This is a genomic window from Pseudomonas sp. P5_B3 (genome assembly GCF_056400405.1).
The window spans coordinates 49,217-73,431 of sequence record NZ_JBFULI010000029.1 but is presented as its reverse complement, the minus strand read 5'-3'; the positions used below and the strand labels follow the sequence as shown (position 1 = coordinate 73,431).

Genomic DNA, 24,215 nt, shown 5'->3' with positions numbered 1-24,215 from the left:
GTCGGTCCCAAGCAGGCCCAGTTGCTGGGGCAGATGGCGTTCGAGGGTGGGCGAATCATTCGTGAGCGGGTCGCCAGGTACAACATCCAGTGCGACTTGAAGGACGGCGGTGTGTTCGCCGCAATGACCGCCAGGCAGATGGGGCATCTCGAGTCCCAGAAGCGCCTGTGGGAGCGATTCGGCCATACCCAGCTCGAGCTGATGGATCAACGTCGCATTCGCGAGGTGGTTGCCTGCGATCAGTATGTCGGCGGGATGCTCGACATGAGTGGCGGCCACATCCATCCGCTCAACCTGGCGCTGGGTGAAGCGACGGCGGTCGAGTCCCTGGGCGGGACGATTTATGAGCAGTCGCCGGCGGTGCGCATTGTGCGCGGCGCCAACCCTGTTGTGCACACGCCGCAGGGCAAGGTCCGGGCCAAATTCATCATCGTCGCCGGTAACGCTTATCTGGGCAATCTGGTGCCGGAGCTGGCCGCCAAGTCGATGCCTTGCGGCACTCAAGTGATTACCACCGAGCCACTGGGCGAAGAACTGGCGAAGACCCTGCTACCTCAGGATTACTGCGTCGAAGACTGCAACTACTTGCTCGACTACTACCGCCTCAGCGGCGACAAACGCCTGATTTTCGGTGGCGGCGTGGTGTACGGCGCGCGGGATCCGGCGAACATCGAAGCGATCATTCGACCGAAGATGCTCAAGGCATTCCCGCAACTCAAGGACGTGAAAATCGATTACGCGTGGACGGGCAACTTCTTGCTGACCTTGTCGCGCCTGCCCCAGGTCGGACGCTTGGGCGGCAACATCTACTACTCCCAGGGCTGCAGCGGCCATGGCGTGACCTACACGCACCTGGCGGGCAAGGTACTGGCCGAAGCGCTGCGCGGCCAGGCCGAGCGTTTCGACGCCTTTGCCGACTTGCCCCACTACCCGTTCCCCGGCGGACAAATGCTGCGTACGCCGTTCGCGGCATTGGGCGCCTGGTATTACGGATTGCGGGACAGGTTCGGCTACTAAGCGGCACGCAATACACTGTAGGAGCGAGCCTGCTCGCGATATCGGTCTAGCAGCCAACGAATATGTTGGATGTTACGACCTCATCGCGAGCAAGCTCGCTCCCACAGGTTTTTGGGGTTAGAGACGGTCCCGCGCAATACCGCTACGAATCCGCAGGATGTCCGCCAGTACCGCCAACGCAATCTCCGCTGGCGTCTTGCTGCCCAGGTTCAACCCGATTGGCGCGTGAATCCGCCCCAACTCGACATCCCCCAGCCCACCAATACGCCGCAAGCGCTCGAAGCGCTTTTGCGAGGTCTGCATGGAGCCCATCACGCCGATGTAAAACGCCTCGGTGCGAACAGCCTCCATCATCGCCAGATCATCGATACGCGGATCGTGGGTCAACGCCACCACAGCCGTGTCGCTGTGACAGCCGCCATCGGCGATGAACAGCGACGGCAGTTGGCGACGAATCTCCACGTTTTCCAGCACGACGCCTTCGAGCACTTCGTCCCGCGGATCACACAGAATCACCTCGAAACCCAGACCCACGGCAAACTCTGCACAGGCCTGAGCCACACTGGAATATCCGGCCAGCAGCAAACGCTGGGCCGCGCCGACGCGCACACGCACCCGGTCGATTTCACGCTCGATACGCACACCCTGCTCACGATCATCGAACAGACTGCGCGCACCGCTCTGCAGATCGACTTCGCGGATCAACCGACGCCGGCCCAACAGTGCCGACTCCAGCTCGCGCAGATGCGCTTGCACCTCGCAATCGGCGTCAAGCTTCTCGACCAGCACGTCCAGCACCCCGCCACACGGCAGGCTGACGCGCGAGCGTGGGTCGTCGCCTTCGCCGTAACGGACAACGCTGACCGGGTCCAGAAACGCGCCCTCGGCGACTCGTTCGAGAAAGTCTTCCTCGACACAGCCACCGGACAGCGAGCCAATCCATTGCCCATCAGTGTTCACCGCCAGCAGCGAACCCGGTGCACGCGGTGCCGAGCCGTAAGTGGCCAGCACCGTACACAGCCAGATGCGCTGACCGTCCGCCGACCACTCCAGCGCCCGGCGCACCACTTGCAGATCGAGATGCTGCATATCAGTGGGCCTTGTGCTCGAGCGGCGGCGCATCGGCCCGCAACTTCTGCACGTCGTTCACCGCCAGATCATTCGGCTGACCGCCCCACCCCTGACGCAGGTAGTTCAGCAGATCCGTGAGTTGCTCGTCGCTCAACTTCCCGGCGAACCCTGGCATCGGTTGCATGTGCTCGAAACCGGAGAACTTCTGCTCACCGATACCGTCGTCGATCACCCGTACCAGGTTGCGCGGATCTTCCAGGCGCAGCGTGGTGTTACCGCGCATGGCCACGGCGATGTGCGGCTTGCCCTCACCGCCCGGCGCATGGCAACCGGCGCAGACATTCAAATATTCCTGACGGCCGTGCCGGGCGCTCGGGCTCAGTTTGTCCAACGGCACTTCGGTGAGCACCTTCGCCGCAGGCGGCTGATCGCCGAGCAGGAAAGTCGCCATCGCCGCCAGGTCCGGATCGCTGAGGCCCTGGGTGCTGTTGTGGAACACCGGGAACATCTCGTTGAACATCGTGCCCTGGGCGCTCATGCCGTGCTTGAGGAACGAGCTCAGGTCCTGATGATTCCAGCCACGGGCCGCCAGGTCAGTGGCCAGCAGGCTCGGCGCCAGATAACCATTGAGAATGCCGCCGGTCATGCGCTTGTCCTGCTGCATCGCGCCCGGCAAGCCGCGTGGGGTGTGGCACTCGCCACAGTGACCCAGTACTTCAACCATGTACTGGCCGCGCTTCCAGGCTTCGCTTTTGCCTTCAGCCGGCTCCAGCTTCACGCCCTTGCCGTACATCATGTTCCAGCCCATCAGGCCCAGGCGCACGTTGAACGGGAAGCTCAGGCTGGTTTCCGGTGCGGCGCGCTCGATCGGTTCGACGGTTTTCAGGTAGGCATGAATCGCGTCGGAATCTGCTCGCGGCATCAGGTGATACGAGGTGTAGGGCATCGCCGGATACAGGTTCGCGCCATCCCGGCGCTTGCCTTCGGTCAGCGCGGCAAAGAACTCGTCATCGTTGTACAGGCCGATGCCGTGCTCTTTGCTCGGGGTGATGTTGGTGCCGTAGATCGTGCCGAACGGCGACACGATCGGCAGACCGCCCGCATAGGGCGCGCCACCCGGTGCGGTATGGCACGCCATGCAGTCGGCGGCACGGGCGAGGTACTCGCCTTGCTTGACCTGCGCATCATCCGCGTGAGCCGCCACCACAGGCGCAGCCAGACCAACCGCCAACGCCAGGCGGCTAAGTAGAAACTTCATGCTTAACTCTCCTTGACCAGGCCGAGATCGGTCAGCACGTTGCGGGTGGCGCTGTAATAGCGCACGTATCCGGTGCAACGGCAGATGTGATGACCGAGGCTGTCCTCGATGACTTTTTCCAGCTGGCTTTTGACGACGGGCTGACGCTGCAGCTTTTCCACCAGCACGGTCGCGGCATTCACGAAGCCCGGTGCGCAGTAGCTGCACTGGAAGGCGAACTCGTCGACGAAGCGCTGCTGGATCGGGTTCAGCTCGGTGACCTTGCCCTGCTCGTCGCGGGTCGCATGGCCTTCGATGGTCCGAACCTTCTTGCCTTCGAAATAGTGTGCGCCGGTGATGCAGGTGCGCACTTCCTCGCTGGTACCGTCCGGGTTGTCGACGATCACCACGCAGGCGTGGCAGATGCCCTGACCACAGCCCAGGCGCGAGCCGGTGAGGTTCTTGTATTCGTGCAGGTAGTCGATCATCGGCAGGTCATCAGGGATGTCCACCGGGCCGACGGATTGACCGTTGAGGGTCAGTTGAAGCGGACGGTTAGCCATTGAGGGCCTCCTTGATGCGTGCAGAAGTGATAGGCAGGTCGCGAACACGTTTACCGATGGCATGGGCCACAGCGTTGCCGATGGCACCGACCACCGGGATCATCACCACTTCGGCGATGCCCTTGGACGGGTCGCTTGGCGACAGTGGCGGCAGGATTTCCGCGGTCTGCTTCCACACCGCAACGTGGCGCGCCATCGGCAAGCGGTAACGGTTGAAGTTCCAGTCACCCTCCCCCGGCCCGCCTTCGTACAGCGGCATCTCTTCCATCAGCGCATGGCCGATACCCATGGCGATACCGCCTTCGAGCTGGCCCTTGACCAGTTCTTCCACCAGCACCCGACCACACTCGATCCACGAGTGATGATTGAGCACCGACACTTCGTTCGACCCCTTGTTGACCTTCACTTCCACCAGCGTCGCCACCGGGCTGTAGTAAGTCACCGCCGCGTTGTTCAGTTGGGTCGCCGGGTAGGCGATGTTCTGCCGATCCAGCAAATGGAAACCGGCGCTGTTCATCTGCACCTTCTTCGCCTTCGGCGCACCGTCGCCGTACTTGACCGCCAGGCCATCGAGCGGCAAGCGCTCACGCACGCCGTCGATGCTGAACTCGGCCTCGGCCCAGCTCCAGCGGTTGAAACCGTGCACGGTGGCGCCGCTCACCAGGCCACGCTCGTGAACGCGTTTGGCGAGCATGGCGAAAGGCAGTGGCTCCATGCCGTTGGCGGTGAGCTTGCCGTCGACCCAATGGGCATCTTCGCGGCGCACCACGTAAGGGTTGGCCTGGCCGCCATAAGGGCCTTGACGCCAGATCTCCAGCGCCGCCGGCCACAGGCCGTGGTTGAACAGCACGCGCGCCGCTTCACGGGTGGCGTGGCTGAAGTAGTACGCCGAGTTGGTGGCCGACGAAGCCGAAGCGACCTTGCCGACCCAGCGTGGATTGCGCAGGAAATTGTCCTGCTCGGCCTGACTCATGATGTACGGGTTGCCGCCACTGATCAGCTGCAACTCTTTCCACTGGGTTTCGCCGGTCTTCACTTCGTGCGCCGGGATACCGAGGAAATCGGCCACGACCATGGCCTGGGAGGTGGACATGCCGGTGCCGATTTCGATACCGATGTGGCGCAGGCTGATGCGGCCTTCGGCAGTGAATTCAATGCTGGCCATTGGCGCTTCGGAACCGGTACCGAAGTCTTTCTGGCAAATGGCGAAACCGACGCCGTACCAGTTATCGGGGTCGGCGGCTTCGCGTTGTTTCTTGATCGCGTCGCGGTTTTTCCAGGTGTCGTGGACCGCCGCCTTGTCGAGAATCTCGTGCAGGCGCAAGGCACCGGCCGGGATCGCGCCCTGGGTGTTTTTCATGCCCGAGCGCAATGCGTTCTTGCGGCGCAGTTCGATGGCATCGACACCGAGGCGGCCGGCGATTTCATCGACCATCATCTCGGTCGCCGCCATGCTTTGCAGGGTGCCATAGCCACGCATCGACCCGGCTTCAACGGCGCGGGAGTGATAGGCCGTGACCTGCAGATCGTTCTGCGGCATGTAGTAGATCGACTGGGCTGCCGTGGCGCCCACCGCCGCCACCGACGGGCTGTAGTTGATTCGCCCGCCACCGTCGACGCTCATTTCAGCGCGGAAAATCTTGAAGCTGTAGTCGGTCTTGTCCACCGCCAATTGATAGCGAATGTCGAACGGGTGGCGCTTGATGCCGCTCTGGAACTGCTCGTAGCGGTCGTTGGCCAGGCGCACCGGCACACCGGCGCCGTACAACGCGGCCAACGCTGCGTAGTAGACGAAAATGTTGTGGTCTTTGGAGCCGTAACCGACGGTATAACCCGGGTGCATGTTCAGGTTGGCCAGGCCGAAACGCGACGGCGCGATCATCTTCGCGGTTTCGGTCGCGGCTTCCAGCGGACACTGGGTGGCGACGACGAAATGCAAGGTCTTGGTGGCCGGGTCGTACCAACCGTTGCCGTTGTCCGGTTCCAGGGCGGCCGGTTCGATCGACGGGGTCTTGTAGCGCTCGTCGAACACCAGCCAGTTGTCCGGCGGCGTATCGATCTGCTGCTTCATGCGCCTGGCGTAGAACAGCCCGCGCTCGGTCAGGTTGCCGTGCAGGTTCGGCTGGGAGTTCCACACCGGACGACGGTTTTTCAGCATCGGGAACAGGATCGAATCCTTGAGGCTGGCGAACTCGTCTTCATCCGCCGAGGTCGCGCCGCCGACACGCACGTAGCGGAAGCTGCCGTAGGGATCGCCTTCGTAGAACGGTACCTGGGCACCGTAACGAATCGCCTTGTCATTGAATTTGAGTTGGTTCTTGGCCTGACGGAAACGCTCGAAGTCGTTCCAGATCAGGATCGCCACCGGGTGGCCGATGAACATCGGCACCTTGCCGGCCGGCAACAGCGGATCCGGGGCGTGCTCCTCAGGGAACACGATACCGTCCTTGACCAGGTCTTCGGCGGTGACGATGCGGTCGGGCTGCAACTCGGTACCGAGCCATGAAAGGTCCAGACCCGCGTAGATGCGGTCCGCCTTGATGGTTTTGAGCAGCATGGCGTGGCCCTGCTGCTGCGGCCAGCCCGGCATGTCCTTGGCGCGGATGTCGCGGGCAAAGACCTTGCTGCCGCAGACCTTGGACAAGGCATCGTTACGGGCGCGCGCCTTGCCATTGTTGCCGAGCCACTGCTCGGACGGCACGGTCACGCTGTTTTCCATCAAGGCGGCCAGCGCCTGGCTGCTCAATGGCGTGAGCGTCACGCTCACACCCGCTACCAGCCCGCCCTGAAGGAACGAGCGCCGGGATATATCACGGTTGGACATGGATCATCCTCTGGGCGGTTATGGGGTCCGCCCTTCTGGTTATGTACTGGAAATCTCGAGTCTTGCAGAAGCCCTTTTCGACGATGCAAAAGGCTGTTGTTGACAGTGCAAAGCTGACCGAAAGGTTAAGTTTATAGGCTTATGGCCTTACGGAAAACCAAAAACTGACTGACAAATCAAAAAAACGCGACTACTCGACGCAGCACGTTAACTGTAGCCGTGAATCTCGGTAGCGCGAGGTCAGAGGCGCCGCTGAACGACGGCGTCGCAGCTCCAATCGGCCATTCATGCGAAGAGGCACGCAGAAAGGTCCGTCTGGAAAAAGGCGAGAGGAGAAAAACCTGAATTTCAGACACAAAAAACCCCGGCCTTTCGACCAGGGTCTTTGCTATCGACTCGAAGTGAACCAACGGCTTTCTTCGTAGCTCCAAGGCGTTCAGTGGGCCTCGGGGCAGATATGGCGCAGCGGACGGGACTCGAACCCGCGACCCCCGGCGTGACAGGCCGGTATTCTAACCGACTGAACTACCGCTGCGTATCGCTTTGAGCAGATGCTCAAGTAACTCGTCTGATTGAAAACTCAGTAGCTTTTCAATCTCGAGCCAGGCATGCCCGACTCGGAAAATATGGCGCAGCGGACGGGACTCGAACCCGCGACCCCCGGCGTGACAGGCCGGTATTCTAACCGACTGAACTACCGCTGCGCGTCGGTGGAGGCATTTCAGCCTACCTCTTGCTTTCGCAAGTATCTCGGGAGTGGTGGGTGATGACGGGATCGAACCGCCGACATTCTGCTTGTAAGGCAGACGCTCTCCCAGCTGAGCTAATCACCCGTTTGCATCTCCGAGGCCGCGAAATTTACGCAGGTAGCGAACCTAAGTCAATAGCAGGATTGAAGTTTTTCTGAAAAAGACAAAATTGTGTCATTCCGGCCAGTGTCGGCAACCATCAGTCCGCCATCGCGAGCAAGCTCGCTCCCACAGTTAAAAGCATGCTCTCTCCCTCTGTGGGAGCGAGCTTGCTCGCGATGAGGGCAGCACATTCAACATCAAATGCCGAAAACCGCACCCTGCCCCCATCACTCGCTGTAAATCATCTTCTTGGTCATGCCGCCATCGACCACGAATTCCTGGCCGGTGACAAACCCGGCGTTCCTCGACAGCAGCCAGGCCACCATCGCCGCGACATCCTCGACCGTCCCTACCCTGCCCGCCGGATGCTGGGCATGATCGGCTTCGGTCAAGGGTTCGGCACGCCGCACCGAAGGATCGCGCGCATCGATCCAGCCAGGGCTGACGGCATTGACCCGGATCTCCGGGCCAAGACTGATGGCCAACGCATGAGTCAGGGCCAGCAAACCGCCCTTGCTCGCCGCATAAGCCTCTGTGTCGGGCTCAGACTGCCCGGCGCGGGTCGAGGCCAGATTGACGATGGCACCGCTGTGAGCGCGCAGGTACGGCGCACAGTGCTTGGCCAGCAACATCGGCCCGCTGAGGTTCACCGCCAACACCCGATTCCAGTGAGCCAAGTCGAGGCTTTCCAGAGTGATGTTATGCGGATCGGCAACCGCGGCATTGCAGACCAGTGCATCCAGGCGCCCGAACTGGCCGAGCACCTCGGCCACGCCCAGTGCGACCTGCCCCTCGCTGGCGACATCCATGGTGATGAACCAGGCGTTGTCACCCAGCACCTTCGCCACTTTCGAGCCGCGCTCGCGGTCCAGATCCGTCAACACGACTTGCCAGCCTTCGCTGATCAGCCAGGCCGAGATCCCCAGGCCAATGCCTCGCGCAGCACCGGTCACCAGCGCTACGCGACCATTCGAGCCGGTGGCCGGTGCAGACAAGTCGATCACAACGCAGCCAGGCCGCGCGCCAGATCGGCTTGCAGGTCCGCCACGTCTTCCAGACCGACCGCAACGCGGATCAGGCTGTCACGAATGCCCGCCGCTTCACGCTCCTGCGGCGCCAGGCGACCATGGGACGTGGTGCTCGGATGGGTGATGGTGGTCTTGCTGTCGCCCAGGTTGGCGGTGATCGAAATCAGGCGCGTGGCATCGATAAAGCGCCAGGCGCCCTCTTTGCCGCCCTTGACCTCAAAACTGACGACCGCACCGAAACCCTTCTGCTGGCGCAGCGCCAGTTCGTGCTGTGGATGACTCTTGAGACCGGCGTAATGGACTTTCTCGATGCCTTCCTGCTGCTCCAGCCATTCGGCCAGTTGCTGGGCGTTGGCACAATGGGCCTTCATCCGCAGGTTCAGGGTTTCCAGGCCCTTGAGGAAGATCCAGGCATTGAACGGGCTCAGGGTCGGCCCGGCAGTACGCAGGAAGCCCACCACCTCTTTCATCTGCTCGCTGCGACCGGCGACCACGCCACCCATGCAACGGCCCTGGCCATCGATGAACTTGGTGGCCGAGTGCACGACGATGTCCGCGCCCATTTTCAGCGGCTGCTGCAAGGCCGGGGTGCAGAAGCAGTTGTCGACCACCAGCATCGCGCCTTTGGCGTGCGCGATTTTCGCCAGTTCGGCGATGTCGACCAATTCGGCCAGCGGGTTGGACGGCGACTCGACGAACAGCAATTTGGTATTGGCCTTGATCGCCGCGTCCCAGCCGGACAAATCCGCCAGGGCCACGTAATCGACTTCGATGCCGAAACGCTTGAAGTACTTTTCGAACAGGCTGATGGTCGAGCCGAATACGCTACGCGACACCAGCACGTGATCACCGGCGCTGCACAGGCTCATCACCACAGCCATGATCGCGGCCATACCGGTGGCGGTGGCCACGGCCTGCTCGGCGCTTTCCAGCGCGGCGATGCGCTCTTCGAACGCGCGTACGGTCGGGTTGGTGTAGCGCGAATAAACGTTGCCCGGCACTTCGCCAGCGAAGCGCGCAGCGGCGTCGGCGGCGGTACGGAACACGTAGCTGGAGGTGAAGAACATCGGATCACCGTGTTCGCCTTCCGGCGTACGGTGCTGACCGGCGCGTACGGCCAGGGTATCGAACGCTACACCTTCGAGGTCGCTGTCCAGCCGACCGGCATCCCATTCCTGACTCATGCTGTCACTCCTTGCCCTGCTCTTGATAGATGAAGTTCTTTTTGCCAGATACAAAACCGGCCCCTCAGGGCCGGTAGAAACTCAGTTGTTGTACAGATCGATGATCGCACTGACTGCCTGCGTCTTGACCTTGGAGGCATCGTTGCGTGCCTGCTCGATCTTGTTCAGGTAAGCCTCGTCGACGTCGCCGGTGACGTACTGGCCATCGAACACCGCGCAATCGAACTTGTCGATCTTGATCTTGCCGCCACCGACCGCTTCGATCAAGTCAGGCAGATCCTGATAAATCAGCCAGTCAGCGCCGATCAAGTCAGCCACGTCCTGGGTCGAACGGTTGTGGGCGATCAGTTCGTGAGCGCTCGGCATGTCGATGCCATAGACGTTCGGGTAGCGAACCGCTGGGGCCGCAGAGCAGAAGTACACGTTCTTGGCGCCAGCTTCGCGGGCCATCTGGATGATCTGCTTGCAAGTGGTACCGCGAACGATGGAGTCATCCACCAGCATCACGTTCTTGCCGCGGAACTCCAGCTCGATGGCATTGAGCTTCTGGCGTACCGACTTCTTGCGCGCAGCCTGGCCCGGCATGATGAAGGTCCGGCCGATGTAGCGGTTCTTCACGAAGCCTTCGCGGAACTTCACGCCCAGGTGGTTCGCCAGTTCCAGGGCCGCGGTGCGGCTGGTGTCCGGGATCGGGATGACCACGTCGATATCGTGATCCGGACGCTCGCGCAGGATCTTCTCGGCCAGCTTCTCACCCATGCGCAGGCGGGCCTTGTAGACCGACACGCCGTCGATGATCGAATCCGGACGCGCCAGGTACACATGTTCGAAAATGCACGGAGTCAACGACGGGTTGGTCGCGCACTGACGGGTGTGCAGCTTGCCGTCTTCAGTGATGTAGACCGCTTCGCCCGGTGCCAGGTCGCGAATCAGGGTGAAGCCGAGCACGTCCAGGGAAACGCTTTCGGAGGCGATCATGTACTCGACGCCTTCGTCGGTGTGACGCTGGCCGAACACGATCGGACGGATGCCGTGCGGGTCGCGGAAACCGACGATGCCGTAGCCGGTCACCATCGCCACGACGGCGTAGCCACCGACACAACGGTTGTGCACGTCAGTCACAGCGGCGAACACGTCTTCTTCGGTTGGCTGCAACTTGCCGCGCTGGGCCAGTTCGTGAGCGAACACGTTCAGCAGCACTTCCGAATCGGAGCTGGTGTTGACGTGGCGCAGGTCAGATTCGTAAATCTCCTTGGCCAGTTGTTCAACGTTGGTCAGGTTACCGTTGTGCGCCAGGGTGATGCCGTAAGGCGAGTTGACGTAAAACGGTTGAGCTTCGGCCGAGGTCGAGCTGCCCGCGGTCGGGTAGCGCACATGGCCAATACCCATGTGACCGACCAGGCGCTGCATGTGACGCTGATGGAACACGTCACGCACCAGGCCGTTGTCCTTGCGCAGGAATAACCGGCCATCGTGGCTGGTCACGATACCGGCAGCGTCCTGGCCGCGGTGCTGGAGGACGGTTAGCGCGTCATACAGCGCCTGATTGACGTTCGACTTACCGACGATACCGACGATGCCACACATGCGACGCAACCCCTACTTAATGGATCTGAACTGAACACAACTCACTGAGGCGTTTTGGCCATCGGCAAGAGGTGCTCCTTGAACGGTATATCAGCGGGTACGCTGATTCCGCTGGCAAGCCACTGACTGCTCCACCCGAGGATCAGGTTTTTGGACCAGTCGGCGACCAATAAAAATTTTGGCACGAGCTGTGACTCTTTCCACCACCCGTCCTGCTGTACCGGCCCCAGGCTCAACAGCCCGACGGCGATGACCACCAGCAACCCGCCACGCGCGGCGCCGAAGGCCATGCCGAGGAATCGGTCGGTCCCGGAGAGCCCGGTGACGCGAACCAGTTCGCCGATAAGATAATTGATCATTGCGCCTACGATTAAAGTGGCGACAAACATGATGGCACAGCCCGTGATTATACGAGCCGATGGCGTTTGAATGTACCCGCCGAGGTACTCGGACAGTGAGCCACCGAACATCCAGGCAACGACTCCTGCGATGATCCAGGTCAGCAGCGACAATGCTTCTTTGACGAAGCCGCGGCTCAGACTGATCAATGCGGAGATGGCGACGATCGCTACGATCGCCCAGTCAACCCAGGTAAATGGCACAGTGCAGCCTACAGACGGATAAGGCGGCGCATTTTAGCAGAGCCCGTGCTTATCGGTAAGCTGCTATTGCCAGTGCATTTCATATCGGGGCGATAGTTTTAGCCACGTTCCGGTTGAAAGCGCACCACAAACCCCTTGAGATTCTGCTGGCGGTTCAGCAAGTCACGCAGGCGGTCGGCCTCAGCGCGCTCGATCAACGGCCCGACAAACACCCGGTTTTTGCCGTCGGCGGTACGGATGTAGGCGTTGTAACCCTGGCTGCGCAGGGTTTTCTGAAGTTTTTCCGCGCTTTCACGACTCGACAGGCTGGCCAGTTGCACCGACCAGCTGACAGACAAACCATTGGCATCGACACGGCTTTGCGTGGTGTCCGGCTTGCCCGGTGCCGCGGTGATCGGCTGGGCAGGCGCTGTCGCAGGTTTGGCGGCCAGAGCCGGGACTGGCGCCGGTGCAGCCGGTTTGGCCGCTGGCGCTGGAGCCGCTGGTGCTGGAACTACCGGCGCACTTGGCACCGCCGATTCCTGCTGGGCGATTTCGTCATCGCTCGGCACGGGTTCCTGAGGCAAGGCTTGCGGCTCGGGCACCACCACGGGCTCGACCTGCACCTGGGGCATCGCAGGCGCCCGCGGAGCCGCCGGCGCTTCGACCGTCACCTGGCGCTGTTCGTCCTGGCGGGAAAACAGCATCGGCAGAAAAATCACTGCCAGCGCGACCAACACCAGGGCGCCAACCATGCGCTGCTTGTATGCCTTATCCAGCAATGCCATTTGCCGCGTCCTCCGTGGAGCGCCGGGCCAGCCATTCAAGGGCCTCGGCGACACAATAAAATGATCCGAACAACAGGATTTCGTCGTCGCTCGTGGCCCGCGCGCACTGCCCTTCCAGGGCGGCCGCGACACTTTCGTATGACGTGACCGAAGCACCCAGACCCTGCAGAGCGCCGTGCAAATCCGCAACCGGACGCGCTCGAGGCGAATCCAGCGGTGCGACAGCCCAGTGCTGGACACTAGCATTCAATTCGCCGACAACACCATCCAGATCCTTGTCCGCCAACAGCCCGAACACCGCCAGGCGCTTGCCGACCGGCGGGCGACTGGCCAGACGACGAGCCAGATACTCCGCCGCATGGGGGTTATGCCCCACATCCAGCAATAGATTCAAGCGCTTGCCTAGCCACTCGAACTCACGGCGATCCAGGCGACCGACTACCTTCGTTGCCCGCAGCGCCTCGATAATCTGCGCATCCACCCAAGGCAAGCCGAGCAGCAGGTACGCCTGCATCGCCAGCGCAGCGTTTTCCATCGGCAGATCGAGCAGTGGCAAGTCGCGCAGTTCAACTGCACGCCCTTGCGCATCGACACCGCGCCACTGCCAGTTGTGATCGGTCATACCGAGATCAAAATCGCGCCCACGCAGGAAAAACGGGCATTTTAGCTCGCGCGCCTTGTCCAGCAGAGGTTGTGGAGGATTCAGATCGCCGCAGAGCGCAGGCGCGCCCTGACGGAAAATACCGGCCTTCTCGAAGGCCACGGACTCTCGTGTATCACCGAGGTAATCCGCATGATCGACGCCAATACTGGTGACCAGCGCCACATCGGCGTCCACCACGTTGACCGTATCCAGGCGACCGCCAAGACCGACTTCCAGCACCACAGCATCGAGCCCTGAACGCTGGAATAGCCAGAACGCCGCCAGGGTGCCCATTTCGAAGTAAGTCAGGGAAGTATCGCCGCGCCCGGCCTCTACCGCGACAAAGGCCTCGCACAGCTCGGCGTCAGTGGCTTCGACGCCATTGACCTGCACCCGCTCGTTGTAACGCAGCAGGTGCGGGGAGTTGTAAACCCCCACTTTCAAGCCCTGGGCCCGCAGCAAGGACGCCACGAACGCACAGGTGGAACCCTTGCCGTTGGTCCCGGTGACCGTAATCACCCGCGGCGCCGGCTTGCCCAGTCCCATGCGGGACGCTACCTGCTGCGACCGCTCCAGGCCCATGTCGATGGCCGAAGGGTGCAACTGCTCGAGGTAGGCGAGCCATTCGCCAAGGGTACGTTGGGTCATAGGCCGACAGGTACCGGTGGAACCACGATCGGCTCGATAGGTGCAGCCACGAACTTCGGCGTTGGCAGACCCATCATTTGCGCCAGCAGGTTGCCCAGACGCGGACGCAGCTCCTGACGATCGATGATCATGTCGATGGCACCGTGCTCCAGCAGGAACTCGCTGCGCTGGAAGCCTTCCGGCAGTTTTTCACGCACGGTTTGCTCGATCACACGCGGACCGGCAAAACCGATCAACGCCTTCGGCTCACCGACAATCACGTCACCCAGCATCGCCAGACTGGCGGAAACGCCGCCGTAGACCGGATCGGTCAACACCGAGATGAACGGGATGCCCTCTTCACGCAAACGCGCCAGCACCGCGGAGGTCTTGGCCATCTGCATCAGGGAAATCAGCGCTTCCTGCATCCGCGCACCGCCGGAAGCGGCGAAGCAGATCATCGGGCAACGTTTTTCCAGGGCGTAGTTGGCGGCGCGAACGAAACGCTCACCGACGATGGCGCCCATCGAACCGCCCATGAAGGAAAACTCGAACGCCGAAACCACGACCGGCATGCCCAGCAAAGTGCCGCTCATGGAAACCAGCGCATCTTTTTCACCGGTCTGCTTTTGTGCAGCGGTCAGGCGGTCCTTGTACTTCTTGCCGTCGCGGAATTTCAGACGGTCAACCGGCTCCAGGTCCGCACCCAGCTCGGTACGACCTTCAACGTCGAGAAAAATGTCGATACGAGCGCGGGCGCCGATACGCATGTGATGGTTGCACTTGGGGCAAACGTCCAGGGTCTTTTCCAACTCTGGACGATAAAGCACAGCCTCGCAAGACGGGCATTTGTGCCAAAGACCTTCAGGCACCGAGCTCTTTTTGACCTCGGAACGCATGATCGAAGGGATCAGTTTGTCTACTAACCAGTTGCTCATGCTTTCTTTCTCCAGTACCGGCGGCCCGAACGCTCTGGTTCGCGGCCCCGTGTATGCCCTAGCGCTAAATTCATGTGTGCGGCGACGGTCGATGGACTGCCACGGTCAGCGCGAAACATGACCTGCGTGCAACCACAAACCCTCGGATCTGCCTGCTGTGTGCAGTGCATCCGCTTTGTACAGTGCAGTGGACGGCGGCAGTCTGCCAGCCGTCACATCAACAGGTGCTACCGCGTACCGCTTTGATAAATGCCTGAATCTTTGCGTGATCCTTGATGCCCTTGCTCGCCTCTACCCCGCCGCTGACATCCACGGCGTAAGGTCGAACGCGCGCAACCGCTTCGGCGACGTTATCCGGCGTCAGACCGCCCGCCAGAATGATCGGCTTGCTCAAGCCTTGCGGTATCAGTGACCAGTCAAATGCCTCACCGGTTCCTCCGGGAACGCCTTCGACATAGGTATCGAGCAAGATCCCGCTGGCACTGGCATAGGCATCACAGGCCGCGGCGATGTCATCACCCGCCTTGACCCGCAGCGCCTTGATGTACGGGCGGTGCCAACCTTCGCACTCGGCCGCGCTTTCATCGCCGTGAAATTGCAGCAGGTCCAGGGGCACCGCGTCGAGAATTTCACCCAATTCGCAACGGCTCGCATTGACGAACAAGCCCACGGTGGTTACGAACGGCGGCAGCGCCTTGATGATCGAGCGCGCCTGCTGGAACGTCACCGCACGGGGGCTTTTGGCGTAGAACACGAATCCGATGGCATCCGCCCCGGCCTCGACGGCTGCCAACGCATCTTCCATGCGGGTAATCCCACAGATCTTGCTGCGAACGGCTGACATGTCGACACAACTCCAAGACAAATCCGGGAAAGTCCCGGATGGTAACAAAAGCATCCGAGGGCGTCAGCCGCCAAGTTCCGAGAAACCGGTCAGGAAGTGTGGACCGATGTAGCGCTCGGGTAATTGGAACTCGTCACGGTACTCGACCTGAACCAGATACAAACCGAATGGATGCGCGGTCACGCCACCGGTCCGCCGAATCCGGCTCTCCAACACCTCTTTCATCCACTCCACCGGACGCTCACCAGCACCAATGGTCATCAGCACGCCGGCAATGTTGCGCACCATGTGATGCAGGAAGGCGCTGGCGCGAATATCCAGCACGATCATCTTGCCGTGACGGGTGACGCGCAGGTGGTGCAGCTCCTTGATCGGCGACTTGGCCTGGCACTGGCCGGCGCGAAACGCGCTGAAATCATGGGTGCCGAGCAGGTACTGGGCGGCCTCGGCCATGCGCTCGACGTCCAGCGGACGGTGGTTCCAGGTCACTTCTTCGTTCAGGTGTGCGGGGCGGATCTGATCGTTGTAGATCACATAGCGATAACGCCGGGCAATGGCCTTGAACCGCGCATGGAAATGCGCTGGCATGACCTTGGCCCAACTGACACTGACGTCGTGGGGCAAGTTGATGTTGGCGCCCATGGTCCAGGCCTTCATCGAACGCTCGACCTGGGTGTCGAAATGCACCACCTGTCCGCAGGCATGCACCCCGGCATCGGTACGCCCGGCGCACATCAGCGAAACGGGTGAATCGGCGACTTTGGACAAGGCGTTTTCGAGGGTTTCCTGCACGGTGAGCACCCCGGACGCCTGGCGCTGCCAGCCGCGGTAGCGCGAGCCCTTGTATTCGACGCCCAGCGCGATGCGGAAAAAGCCGTCGGCTGCCATTTCGGCGGCCGGGTTATCTATATTTGCCAAGGAGGGACAGCCTGCTGATGTACCAAAGGCGGGCATTATAAGGCCGACTGGAGGGGATGCCAGTACAACTGAGGGACTGGAGTGAATGTTAGGGCCTCATCGCGAGCAAGCTCGCTCCCACAGGGGATCTTTAGTGGATGCACATTTTGTGGTCAACACAAAACCATTGTGGGAGCGGGCTTGCCCGCGAAGGGGCCACCGCAGACGACATCAATTCATGGACCAAACAAAAACGGCAGCCTCAATAGGCTGCCGCTCTGTTTACAACCTACCGAACACTCAAGCCAGGCGCGAAAGCATTTCCTCGGCTTCACTCTTCTGCTCGGCACTGCCTTCGCTTACCACTTCATTGAGGATGTCGCGGGCACCGTCGCTGTCGCCCATGTCGATATAGGCCTGAGCCAGATCGAGCTTGGTGGCGGCTTCGTCAGTGCCCGAGAGGAAGTCGAAGTCATCATCGTCGCCCAGCGCGGCATCTGCTTCGGTGAAGGTCGGCTCGCCGATGCTGTTGGACAGGCTCTCCAGCTCGGCGTTGACATCATCCAACTCTGCTTCGAACGCATCCGGCGCGTCCATTTCATCGGCCAGCGACAGGTCGAAATCGGCCGGTAATTCCAGATCATCCAGTGCAACCTCGGGAACAGCCGGGGTTTCGGCGACCGGAAAGTCCTTCACGCCTTCGTCCAGATCCAGCAGGAAATCATCTTCAGCCAGTATCGCCGGCAACGGTTCTGCACCGAGATCCAGGTCCAGGTCGAAGTCCGACAGATCATCGAGGTTTTCCTTGATTTCAGTCTGTTGCTGCAACACCGACTCAAAACTCAGATCGTCATCCAGCGGGAATTCATCCAGGTCTGCCAGCGCCGCCACTTCAGGCTCCGGCGCAGGTGCCGGCGCCACAGGCGTGATCGCGTCCAGATCATCCAGGCTCAGGTCGAAGGCGCTGTCGAGGTCATCCTCGAACGTCGCCGGTTCTGGCTCTGGCGCCGGTGCTTGCGGCTCATCGAGCAACAGATCCTTGACGTATTGCGCGTCCAGCTCGGCGGCAACGGCGGCTGCGGCGATACCACCGGCAGCCACCAGCGCCATGGCCGGGAAGCGGCTTTTGAGCTTTTCAACCTGGGCAAAGTTATCGCCATTGGCCACCAACTGACGCTCCTGGCCGACGAACGCATCGCGATCGCCTTGCTGGCCGTAGACTTCCATCAGTTTCAAGCGCAGGTCACTGCGCTTGGGCTCCTGCTTGACGCCGTCCTCCAGCAACGCGGCAGCCTGGTTCAAGCGACCGGCATTGATGTGCGACTGGGCCTGGCCCAGCACGTCGTCGGAACGCTCGGCAGCCGGCGCCACCAATGGCGCGGCGATCGGCGTGGTCATCACGACTGGAGCAACGACCGGCGCTGGCGCGGGAGCAGGCGTCGGTGCAGTCGCCAGCTTCACGCTCGGCGACGGAACTTCCAGGCCTTCGAAGCTGGTTTCCGGCAAGTCGAAATCGGCCGAGAACGGCTGTTCTTCGGCCAAGGCACGCGCCATGCGCATATGCTTTTCGGCTTCTTGCAGGGCTTTGCGGCGGCGCGCCAGCAACAGCAGCAAGAGCAGTAGAATCACCGCACCGCCACCCACCAGGCCCAGGAGCACCGGATTGGTCAGCAACTCATTGAATTTCTGATCGTCGGATGCTGCCGGTGTTGCCTCAACGGGCTTCTCGGCCGACGCCGGAGTTGCCTCGGACGCTGGTGCAGTGTCAGCCGGAGCAGGCGCTGCGGCCGGGTTGGCAGCAAGTTCGGCCGACATTGCCGGAGCCGTCGCAGCAGCCGGGGCGCCATTTGCGCCCTCGGCCTGCAACTTGGCCAATTGGTTGTTCTTCAGCTCGATCAGGCGCTGCAGCTTGTCCACCTGGCTTTGCAGGTCGGCCATGCGGCTCTTCAGTTCGGCATTATCACGACGACTGGTGTCGAGGCTTTCCTGGGTCACCGCCAGCTTGTTGCCGAGGGCCTTGGCATCGCCGACAGGACCTTTGCCACGGTTCTTGCCGGACTCGGCAGAAACCAGGCTCAGCTTGTCGGTGGCCGCTTGAGCCGGAGCACCATCGGTGCGTGCGCGATTGGTGGCGTCGAGCTGCTGCTGCCCTGCCCCGGGTTTCGCCACATAACGACGACCCTGACGCCAGGCCTTGTTTTGCGCGGCTACTTCGGCAATGGCCTTGGGTTGCGGCAGGCCGGCGCTCTGCGCCTGGTCCGGCAGGCGCAGCACCTGGCCGGTTTTCAAGCGGTTGATGTTGCCGTCAATGAAGGCGTCCGGGTTCAGCGCCTGGATGGCGAGCATGGTTTGCTGGATCGAACCGCCATTACGCGCCTTCGCGGCGATTTCCCACAGGGTATCGCGCGGTGTGGTGGTGTATTGGGACGCCTTGGTCGCACCGGTTACGGGTGCGGCAACCGTTGACGTCGGTTGCGCAGCCGCTTCAGCGGTTTGCGGCGAGAATTTGGACGGATCGAGCAGCACACTGTAGTCGCGCAGCAAACGACCGTTCGGCCACATGACCTGAACCAGGAACTTCACCATGGGTTCGGAGAGTGGCTTGCTGGAGGTCACGCGCAGGATGCTTTTGCCGCTGGCGTTTAGCACCGGGGTGAAGGTCAAGTCGTTCAGAAACGCCTGGCGGTCGACACCGGCCTTGGCGAAATCGTCTGGTGAGGCCAGGCTCGGCACCACTTCGGCAGCGGTGAGATCCTTGACATCGAGCAGCTCGATTTCCGCTACCAGCGGCTGGTTGAGCGTCGATTTCAGGGTCAACTCCCCGAGCCCGAGGGCATGCGCCATACCGGAGGACAGCGCCGAGGCGGCCGCTATTGCTAACACCAGTTTGCGAACTTGAACCATTAGCTCATCCTTAGTTTGAACATTCCTCGGCCAGCGAGAAGGTATTGATAGTCGCTGCCGTAAGGCATTGCGCGCAACGGCGAGAGTCGTCGCGCGCGGTCATTTCATTAATGCCCGGCAAAGCCCCGCAGAGCGGCTCGCCTTCAGCACTCCGGCAAGCATAGGCTCGCCCGGAATCAATCGACAAATTGTTGCAAAGTATCTTTTACAGCAGGTCTTTAAGCAACAACTCAGCCAGCTGCACAGCGTTGAGCGCCGCGCCTTTGCGTACGTTATCTGACGTCAGCCACAGATTAAGTTCCGACGGGTCGTCGATACCCTGGCGAACCCGACCGACGTAGACCACATCCTGCCCTACCGCATCGCCCACCGGGGTCGGGTAATCGCCGGCTTCCACCAGCTCGATGCCGGGTGCGTCTTCCAGGGCCGCATTGATTTTCACCAGGTCGATTTCACTCGCGGACTGCAGGGTCACGCTATAGCTATCGCCAAAAAACACCGGGGCTTGAATGCAAGTGACAGAAATCTTCAATGACGGCCGCGCCATGACCTGACGCAGCTCACGCACCAGGCGCTTTTCCAGCAACGTATGGCCTTGCTCATCCGGTTTGCCGACCTGGGCCAACAGGTTGAAGGCCATCTGCCGATCAAAGAATTTCGGCTCCAGCGGCCGCACATTCAGTAGCTCGGCGGTCTGCCGCGCCAGCTCGCTCACGGCTTCGCGGCCCTGGGCCGATACCGCCAGGCTGGCGGTCAAGCTGATGCGCTGCAAATCGAGCAAATCCATCAGCGGCGCGAGCACCACCGCCAGCGTGGTGGCCGACGGACTTGGACTGCTGACCTGAAACGGTTTTTTCAAGCCAGCCAACACCTGAGCGTTCGCCTCAGGCACGACCTGCGGCGCCTTTTCGGCCGGCAAGGCACCGGAGAGATCGATCACCGAGCATCCGGCATCGGTCGCGCGGGAAGCAAAACTCAACGAAACCGCCGGGCCGGCCGCGAAAAACCCAAGCTGCACCTTGCTGAAGTCGAACTCATCGACTTCCCGCACCCGCACGTTCTTGCCGCGAAACGGTACGGAACTGCCGGCCGATTCGCTGCTGGCCAACAGGTGAAGGGTGCCGATCGGGAAATCGCGCTCTTCGAGAATCTGCACGAGCGTTTCGCCGACAGTACCGGTGGCGCCGATCACGGCAATATCAATGGACTGGCTCATGGGTTTTACCTCTGGCGAAACGGGGGGAGCGGCACTTTACCGGGTGACTGGCATGCAGGCAATTCTGTGGTGCCTGACCTGGCCCCATCGCGAGCAAGCTCGCTCCCACAGGGGCTGATGGTGTACACAAAATTTCTATTCAACTCCAACTCTCTGTGGGAGCGAGCTTGCTCGCGATGAGGCCGGCACTGACGACGCTACTTGCATAAAAAAACCCGCACCTCTTTCAAGGCGCGGGTTCTTTCATTGCATCAACCGATCAACGCTCGAGCAGGATCCGCAGCATGCGGCGCAGCGGTTCGGCCGCGCCCCACAACAACTGGTCGCCAACGGTGAACGCGCCGACGAACTGCGAACCCATGTTCAGCTTGCGCAGACGGCCAACCGGGATGTTCAGGGTGCCGGTGACCTTGTTCGGGCTCAGCTCCTGAATGCTGGTCTCACGGCTGTTCGGCACCAGCTTGACCCAAGGGTTGTGCTGGCTGATCAGCCCTTCGATATCAGCGATCGGCACATCTTTGTTCAGCTTGATGGTCAGCGCCTGGCTGTGGCAGCGCATGGCGCCGATACGCACACAGATGCCATCGACCGGGATCGGGCTCTTGAAGCGACCGAGGATCTTGTTGGTCTCGGCCTGGGCCTTCCACTCTTCGCGGCTCTGGCCGTTCGGCAGTTCCTTGTCGATCCACGGAATCAGGCTGCCGGCCAGCGGTACGCCGAAGTTTTCGGTCGGGTACGCGTCGCTGCGCATGGCTTCGGCAACACGACGGTCGATGTCGAGGATCGCGCTGGCCGGATCGGCCAGTTGATCGGCAACAGCGGCGTGGGTCGCGCCCATCTGCTTGATCAGTTCACGCATGTTCTGCGCGCCGGCACCGGAGGCCGCCTGATAGGTCATGGCGCTCATCCACTCCACCAGACCGGCTTCGAACAGGCCACCCAGGCCCATCAGCATCAGGCTGACGGTACAGTTGCCGCCGATGTAGTTCTTGGTGCCCGCGTCCAGTTGCTGGTCGATGACCTTGCGGTTCACCGGGTCCAGAACGATCACCGCGTCATCCTGCATACGCAGGCTGGAAGCGGCGTCGATCCAGTAGCCCTGCCAGCCGGCTTCACGCAGCTTGGGGAAGACTTCGCTGGTGTAGTCGCCACCCTGGCAGGTCAGAATCACGTCGAGGGTTTTCAGCTCTTCAATGCTGTAAGCGTCCTTGAGCGGAGCAATGTCCTTGCCCACGGACGGGCCTTGGCCACCGACATTGGAAGTGGTGAAAAACACCGGCTCGATAAGATCGAAATCCTGCTCTTCCAGCATCCGCTGCATGAGCACGGAACCGACCATACCGCGCCAACCGATCAGACCTACACGTTTCATCGCAACTACACCTTCTTGAAATGTGGGCCGCTGCTTTGTAATGAATTTGGCAGCGGGCCCGAGAGATTACAGATTCCGCAGCGCGGCGACTACTGCGTCACCCATTTCCTGCGTACCGACTTTAGTGCAACCGGCCGACCAGATGTCGCCCGTGCGCAAACCCTGATCCAGCACCAGGCTGACGGCTTTCTCGATGGCATCGGCCGCGGCCTGCTGATTGAAACTGTAACGCAGCATCATCGACACCGACAAAATGGTCGCCAGCGGGTTGGCAATGCCCTTGCCCGCGATGTCCGGCGCCGAACCGTGGCACGGCTCGTACATGCCTTTGTTGTTGGTGTCCAGGGACGCCGATGGCAGCATGCCGATGGAACCGGTGAGCATCGAGGCCTGGTCGGACAGGATATCGCCGAACATGTTGTCGGTGACGATCACGTCGAACTGCTTCGGTGCGCGCACCAGCTGCATGGCGGCGTTGTCGACGTACATGTGGCTCAGTTCGACTTCAGGATAATCCTTGGCCACTTGCTCGACCACTTCACGCCACAGCTGGCTGGAGGCCAGTACGTTGGCCTTGTCCACCGAGCACAGCTTCTTGCCACGCACCATGGCCATGTCGAAGCCGACACGGGCGATACGACGGATTTCGCTTTCGCTGTACGGCAGGGTGTCGTAGGACTGACGCTCGCCGTTTTCCAGGGTGCGGGTGCCACGAGGCGCGCCGAAGTAGATGCCGCCGGTCAGTTCGCGCACGATCAGGATGTCCAGCCCGGAAACGATCTCCGGCTTCAGGCTGGAAGCCTCGGCCAGTTGCGGGTACAGGATCGCCGGACGCAGGTTGCCGAACAGGCCCAGTTGCGCACGGATTTTCAGCAGGCCGCGCTCAGGGCGGATGTCACGCTCGATGGCATCCCATTTCGGGCCGCCAACGGCGCCCAGCAACACGGCGTCGGCCGCGCGGGCACGCTCCAGGGTTTCGTCGGCCAGGGGCACGCCGTGCTTGTCGATGGCAGCGCCACCGATCACATCAAAGCTCAGTTCGAAACCCAATGCGAACTTGTCGCTGGCCAATTCCAGTACCTTGACCGCTTCGGCCATGATTTCCGGGCCAATACCGTCACCTGGGAGAATCAGAATCTGCTTGCTCATGCTTTCCTCATGTCATCAGTCGGTGCGCCCTGGGGCGCTCCCGGAAAAATTCTATCGTTCGGCGCTCTTCTTTCAGAGCTTATCGTTCAGCCATCAGCACCAGTACATCGGTACTGAACGAACCATCGGCCTCAATCTCGAAATATTCGCGTACTTCATTACCCATCGACTGCTGCAACTCGCGGATCGCCGCGCGCATCACTTCAGGCGTGCGCATGCGCTCGACCCAGCTGTTGTACTCCAGGCGCAGGCGCTGACGAGTGGTACTGCGCGTGTGCAGCCCCGCCTCGCTGACCTGGCGCAACCACTCGCCGGCGGAATAATCGCGCACATGGCTGGTGTCGCGCAGCACTTCGACGCTTTGCAGGTAAGTGTCGAACAGCGGGCTACCCGGTGACAATACGTCGACGAACGCCGCCACACCGCCCGGTTTCAACACCCGGCGCACTTCCCGCAACGCCACGCCGAGATCGCTCCAATGGTGCGCCGAATAACGGCTGAAGACGAAATCGAATTCGCCATCGGCGAACGGCAGGCGCTCGGCGGCACCGTTGACCGTGGACACGTTGCTCAAACCACGATCGATGGCGGCAGCGGTCACCACATCGAGCATCTGCTGCGACAGGTCGTAGGCCACCACTTCTTTCACCAATGAGGCTACGTGAAAGCTCACGTGACCTGCGCCGCAGCCAAGGTCCAGCACCCGTGCCTCGCCCTGCCCGGCCAGCTCAGCCTGCAGCAGCGCGAATTCGGTGCCTTGAGCGTGTACGGCGCTGCTCAGGTAGGCCGCAGCCTGTTCACCGAATTGCTTCTGGACTACCTGGGTGTGCTGGGCGGTGCTGGTCATGGGGACTTCCTTTTGGGGGTGAGTCTTGGGGTGTCTTTTCTGGCCTC

At 61.4% G+C, this 24,215-nt stretch carries 19 protein-coding genes and 3 tRNA genes; 1 reads left to right on the top strand and 21 read right to left on the bottom strand.

The window, feature by feature from the left end; translation table 11 throughout:
• Positions 1–1,017, top strand: a 1,017-nt coding sequence (locus tag AC1DRN_RS18060) for an NAD(P)/FAD-dependent oxidoreductase (protein ID WP_477786766.1), incomplete at its 5' end; no start/stop codon positions are given.
• Between the two features lie 117 nt (positions 1,018–1,134).
• Here AC1DRN_RS18060 and AC1DRN_RS18055 read toward each other — a convergent pair.
• The 21 genes from AC1DRN_RS18055 to AC1DRN_RS17955 all read right to left on the bottom strand — a co-directional run bounded on the left by AC1DRN_RS18055 (position 1,135) and on the right by AC1DRN_RS17955 (position 24,168).
• A complete protein-coding gene (locus tag AC1DRN_RS18055; protein WP_223457104.1) occupies positions 1,135–2,106 on the bottom strand; it encodes an XdhC family protein in 972 nt (323 codons plus the stop codon).
• 1 nt (position 2,107) lies between these two features.
• The gene (locus AC1DRN_RS18050) at positions 2,108–3,346 is read right to left on the bottom strand and encodes a cytochrome c (RefSeq protein WP_223457103.1); all 1,239 of its coding nucleotides are present in this window, start codon (positions 3,344–3,346) and stop codon (positions 2,108–2,110) included.
• A 2-nt stretch (positions 3,347–3,348) separates the two neighbouring features.
• Complete coding sequence (locus AC1DRN_RS18045; RefSeq protein ID WP_223457102.1) at positions 3,349–3,888, bottom strand: (2Fe-2S)-binding protein; 540 nt, start codon at positions 3,886–3,888, stop codon at positions 3,349–3,351.
• Positions 3,881–6,712, bottom strand: coding sequence for a xanthine dehydrogenase family protein molybdopterin-binding subunit (locus AC1DRN_RS18040; RefSeq protein WP_223457101.1), 2,832 nt, complete (start codon positions 6,710–6,712; stop codon positions 3,881–3,883). Before AC1DRN_RS18040 ends, AC1DRN_RS18045 begins: the two co-directional genes overlap by 8 nt.
• 458 nt (positions 6,713–7,170) lie before the next feature.
• A tRNA-Asp gene (locus AC1DRN_RS18035) sits at positions 7,171–7,247 on the bottom strand.
• Positions 7,248–7,339: 92 nt separating this feature from the next.
• Positions 7,340–7,416, bottom strand: a tRNA-Asp gene (locus AC1DRN_RS18030).
• 53 nt (positions 7,417–7,469) lie between these two features.
• A tRNA-Val gene (locus tag AC1DRN_RS18025) sits at positions 7,470–7,545 on the bottom strand.
• 245 nt (positions 7,546–7,790) lie between these two features.
• Positions 7,791–8,567, bottom strand: a complete 777-nt coding sequence (locus tag AC1DRN_RS18020) for an SDR family oxidoreductase (RefSeq protein ID WP_223457099.1) — start codon at positions 8,565–8,567, stop codon at positions 7,791–7,793.
• Positions 8,564–9,775 (bottom strand): O-succinylhomoserine sulfhydrylase, encoded by a 1,212-nt coding sequence (locus AC1DRN_RS18015; RefSeq protein WP_223457097.1) that lies wholly within the window; start codon positions 9,773–9,775, stop codon positions 8,564–8,566. The genes AC1DRN_RS18020 and AC1DRN_RS18015 overlap by 4 nt, the downstream gene beginning before the upstream one ends.
• An 81-nt stretch (positions 9,776–9,856) precedes the next feature.
• Entirely contained in the window at positions 9,857–11,362 is a 1,506-nt protein-coding gene (purF, locus tag AC1DRN_RS18010; RefSeq protein WP_108217777.1) for an amidophosphoribosyltransferase, read from the bottom strand.
• Positions 11,363–11,403: 41 nt separating this feature from the next.
• Positions 11,404–11,964 (bottom strand): CvpA family protein, encoded by a 561-nt coding sequence (locus tag AC1DRN_RS18005; RefSeq protein WP_223457095.1) that lies wholly within the window; start codon positions 11,962–11,964, stop codon positions 11,404–11,406.
• A gap of 98 nt (positions 11,965–12,062) precedes the next feature.
• Positions 12,063–12,731, bottom strand: coding sequence for an SPOR domain-containing protein (locus AC1DRN_RS18000; protein WP_223457093.1), 669 nt, complete (start codon positions 12,729–12,731; stop codon positions 12,063–12,065).
• Positions 12,715–14,022, bottom strand: a complete 1,308-nt coding sequence (gene folC / locus AC1DRN_RS17995; protein WP_223457090.1) for a bifunctional tetrahydrofolate synthase/dihydrofolate synthase — start codon at positions 14,020–14,022, stop codon at positions 12,715–12,717. The genes AC1DRN_RS18000 and folC overlap by 17 nt, the downstream gene beginning before the upstream one ends.
• Positions 14,019–14,939 (bottom strand): acetyl-CoA carboxylase, carboxyltransferase subunit beta, encoded by a 921-nt coding sequence (gene accD / locus AC1DRN_RS17990; RefSeq protein ID WP_223457088.1) that lies wholly within the window; start codon positions 14,937–14,939, stop codon positions 14,019–14,021. The genes folC and accD overlap by 4 nt, the downstream gene beginning before the upstream one ends.
• Before the next feature lie 217 nt (positions 14,940–15,156).
• Positions 15,157–15,783: a phosphoribosylanthranilate isomerase gene (locus tag AC1DRN_RS17985; RefSeq protein ID WP_223457086.1), complete on the bottom strand. Its 627-nt coding sequence runs from the start codon at positions 15,781–15,783 to the stop codon at positions 15,157–15,159.
• Between the two features lie 63 nt (positions 15,784–15,846).
• On the bottom strand, positions 15,847–16,671 hold the full coding sequence (gene truA / locus AC1DRN_RS17980) for a tRNA pseudouridine(38-40) synthase TruA (RefSeq protein ID WP_095943676.1): 825 nt from the start codon (positions 16,669–16,671) through the stop codon (positions 15,847–15,849).
• A 309-nt stretch (positions 16,672–16,980) separates the two neighbouring features.
• Entirely contained in the window at positions 16,981–19,584 is a 2,604-nt protein-coding gene (locus AC1DRN_RS17975; RefSeq protein WP_223457084.1) for a motility hub landmark protein FimV, read from the bottom strand.
• Between the two features lie 205 nt (positions 19,585–19,789).
• Positions 19,790–20,800, bottom strand: coding sequence for an aspartate-semialdehyde dehydrogenase (locus AC1DRN_RS17970; RefSeq protein WP_223457082.1), 1,011 nt, complete (start codon positions 20,798–20,800; stop codon positions 19,790–19,792).
• A 259-nt stretch (positions 20,801–21,059) separates the two neighbouring features.
• Positions 21,060–22,172, bottom strand: a complete 1,113-nt coding sequence (gene asd / locus AC1DRN_RS17965; RefSeq protein ID WP_007975660.1) for an aspartate-semialdehyde dehydrogenase — start codon at positions 22,170–22,172, stop codon at positions 21,060–21,062.
• A gap of 66 nt (positions 22,173–22,238) precedes the next feature.
• A complete protein-coding gene (leuB, locus tag AC1DRN_RS17960; RefSeq protein WP_223457080.1) occupies positions 22,239–23,321 on the bottom strand; it encodes a 3-isopropylmalate dehydrogenase in 1,083 nt (360 codons plus the stop codon).
• Positions 23,322–23,400: 79 nt separating this feature from the next.
• Positions 23,401–24,168, bottom strand: coding sequence for a class I SAM-dependent methyltransferase (locus tag AC1DRN_RS17955; protein WP_223457078.1), 768 nt, complete (start codon positions 24,166–24,168; stop codon positions 23,401–23,403).
• Positions 24,169–24,215 lie beyond the last annotated feature (47 nt).

Excerpts from the sequence above, each read along its gene's own strand:
- AC1DRN_RS18055 (WP_223457104.1), bottom strand. The coding sequence starts at position 2,106 with ATGCAGCATCTCGATCTGCAAGTGGTGCGCCGGGCGCTGGAGTGGTCG.
- AC1DRN_RS18050 (WP_223457103.1), bottom strand. The coding sequence starts at position 3,346 with ATGAAGTTTCTACTTAGCCGCCTGGCGTTGGCGGTTGGTCTGGCTGCG.
- AC1DRN_RS18045 (WP_223457102.1), bottom strand. The coding sequence starts at position 3,888 with ATGGCTAACCGTCCGCTTCAACTGACCCTCAACGGTCAATCCGTCGGC.
- AC1DRN_RS18040 (WP_223457101.1), bottom strand. The coding sequence starts at position 6,712 with ATGTCCAACCGTGATATATCCCGGCGCTCGTTCCTTCAGGGCGGGCTG.
- AC1DRN_RS18015 (WP_223457097.1), bottom strand. The coding sequence starts at position 9,775 with ATGAGTCAGGAATGGGATGCCGGTCGGCTGGACAGCGACCTCGAAGGT.
- purF (WP_108217777.1), bottom strand. The coding sequence starts at position 11,362 with ATGTGTGGCATCGTCGGTATCGTCGGTAAGTCGAACGTCAATCAGGCG.
- AC1DRN_RS18000 (WP_223457093.1), bottom strand. The coding sequence starts at position 12,731 with ATGGCATTGCTGGATAAGGCATACAAGCAGCGCATGGTTGGCGCCCTG.
- folC (WP_223457090.1), bottom strand. The coding sequence starts at position 14,022 with ATGACCCAACGTACCCTTGGCGAATGGCTCGCCTACCTCGAGCAGTTG.
- accD (WP_223457088.1), bottom strand. The coding sequence starts at position 14,939 with ATGAGCAACTGGTTAGTAGACAAACTGATCCCTTCGATCATGCGTTCC.
- AC1DRN_RS17985 (WP_223457086.1), bottom strand. The coding sequence starts at position 15,783 with ATGTCAGCCGTTCGCAGCAAGATCTGTGGGATTACCCGCATGGAAGAT.
- truA (WP_095943676.1), bottom strand. The coding sequence starts at position 16,671 with ATGGCAGCCGACGGCTTTTTCCGCATCGCGCTGGGCGTCGAATACAAG.
- AC1DRN_RS17975 (WP_223457084.1), bottom strand. The coding sequence starts at position 19,584 with ATGGTTCAAGTTCGCAAACTGGTGTTAGCAATAGCGGCCGCCTCGGCG.
- AC1DRN_RS17970 (WP_223457082.1), bottom strand. The coding sequence starts at position 20,800 with ATGAGCCAGTCCATTGATATTGCCGTGATCGGCGCCACCGGTACTGTC.
- asd (WP_007975660.1), bottom strand. The coding sequence starts at position 22,172 with ATGAAACGTGTAGGTCTGATCGGTTGGCGCGGTATGGTCGGTTCCGTG.
- leuB (WP_223457080.1), bottom strand. The coding sequence starts at position 23,321 with ATGAGCAAGCAGATTCTGATTCTCCCAGGTGACGGTATTGGCCCGGAA.
- AC1DRN_RS17955 (WP_223457078.1), bottom strand. The coding sequence starts at position 24,168 with ATGACCAGCACCGCCCAGCACACCCAGGTAGTCCAGAAGCAATTCGGT.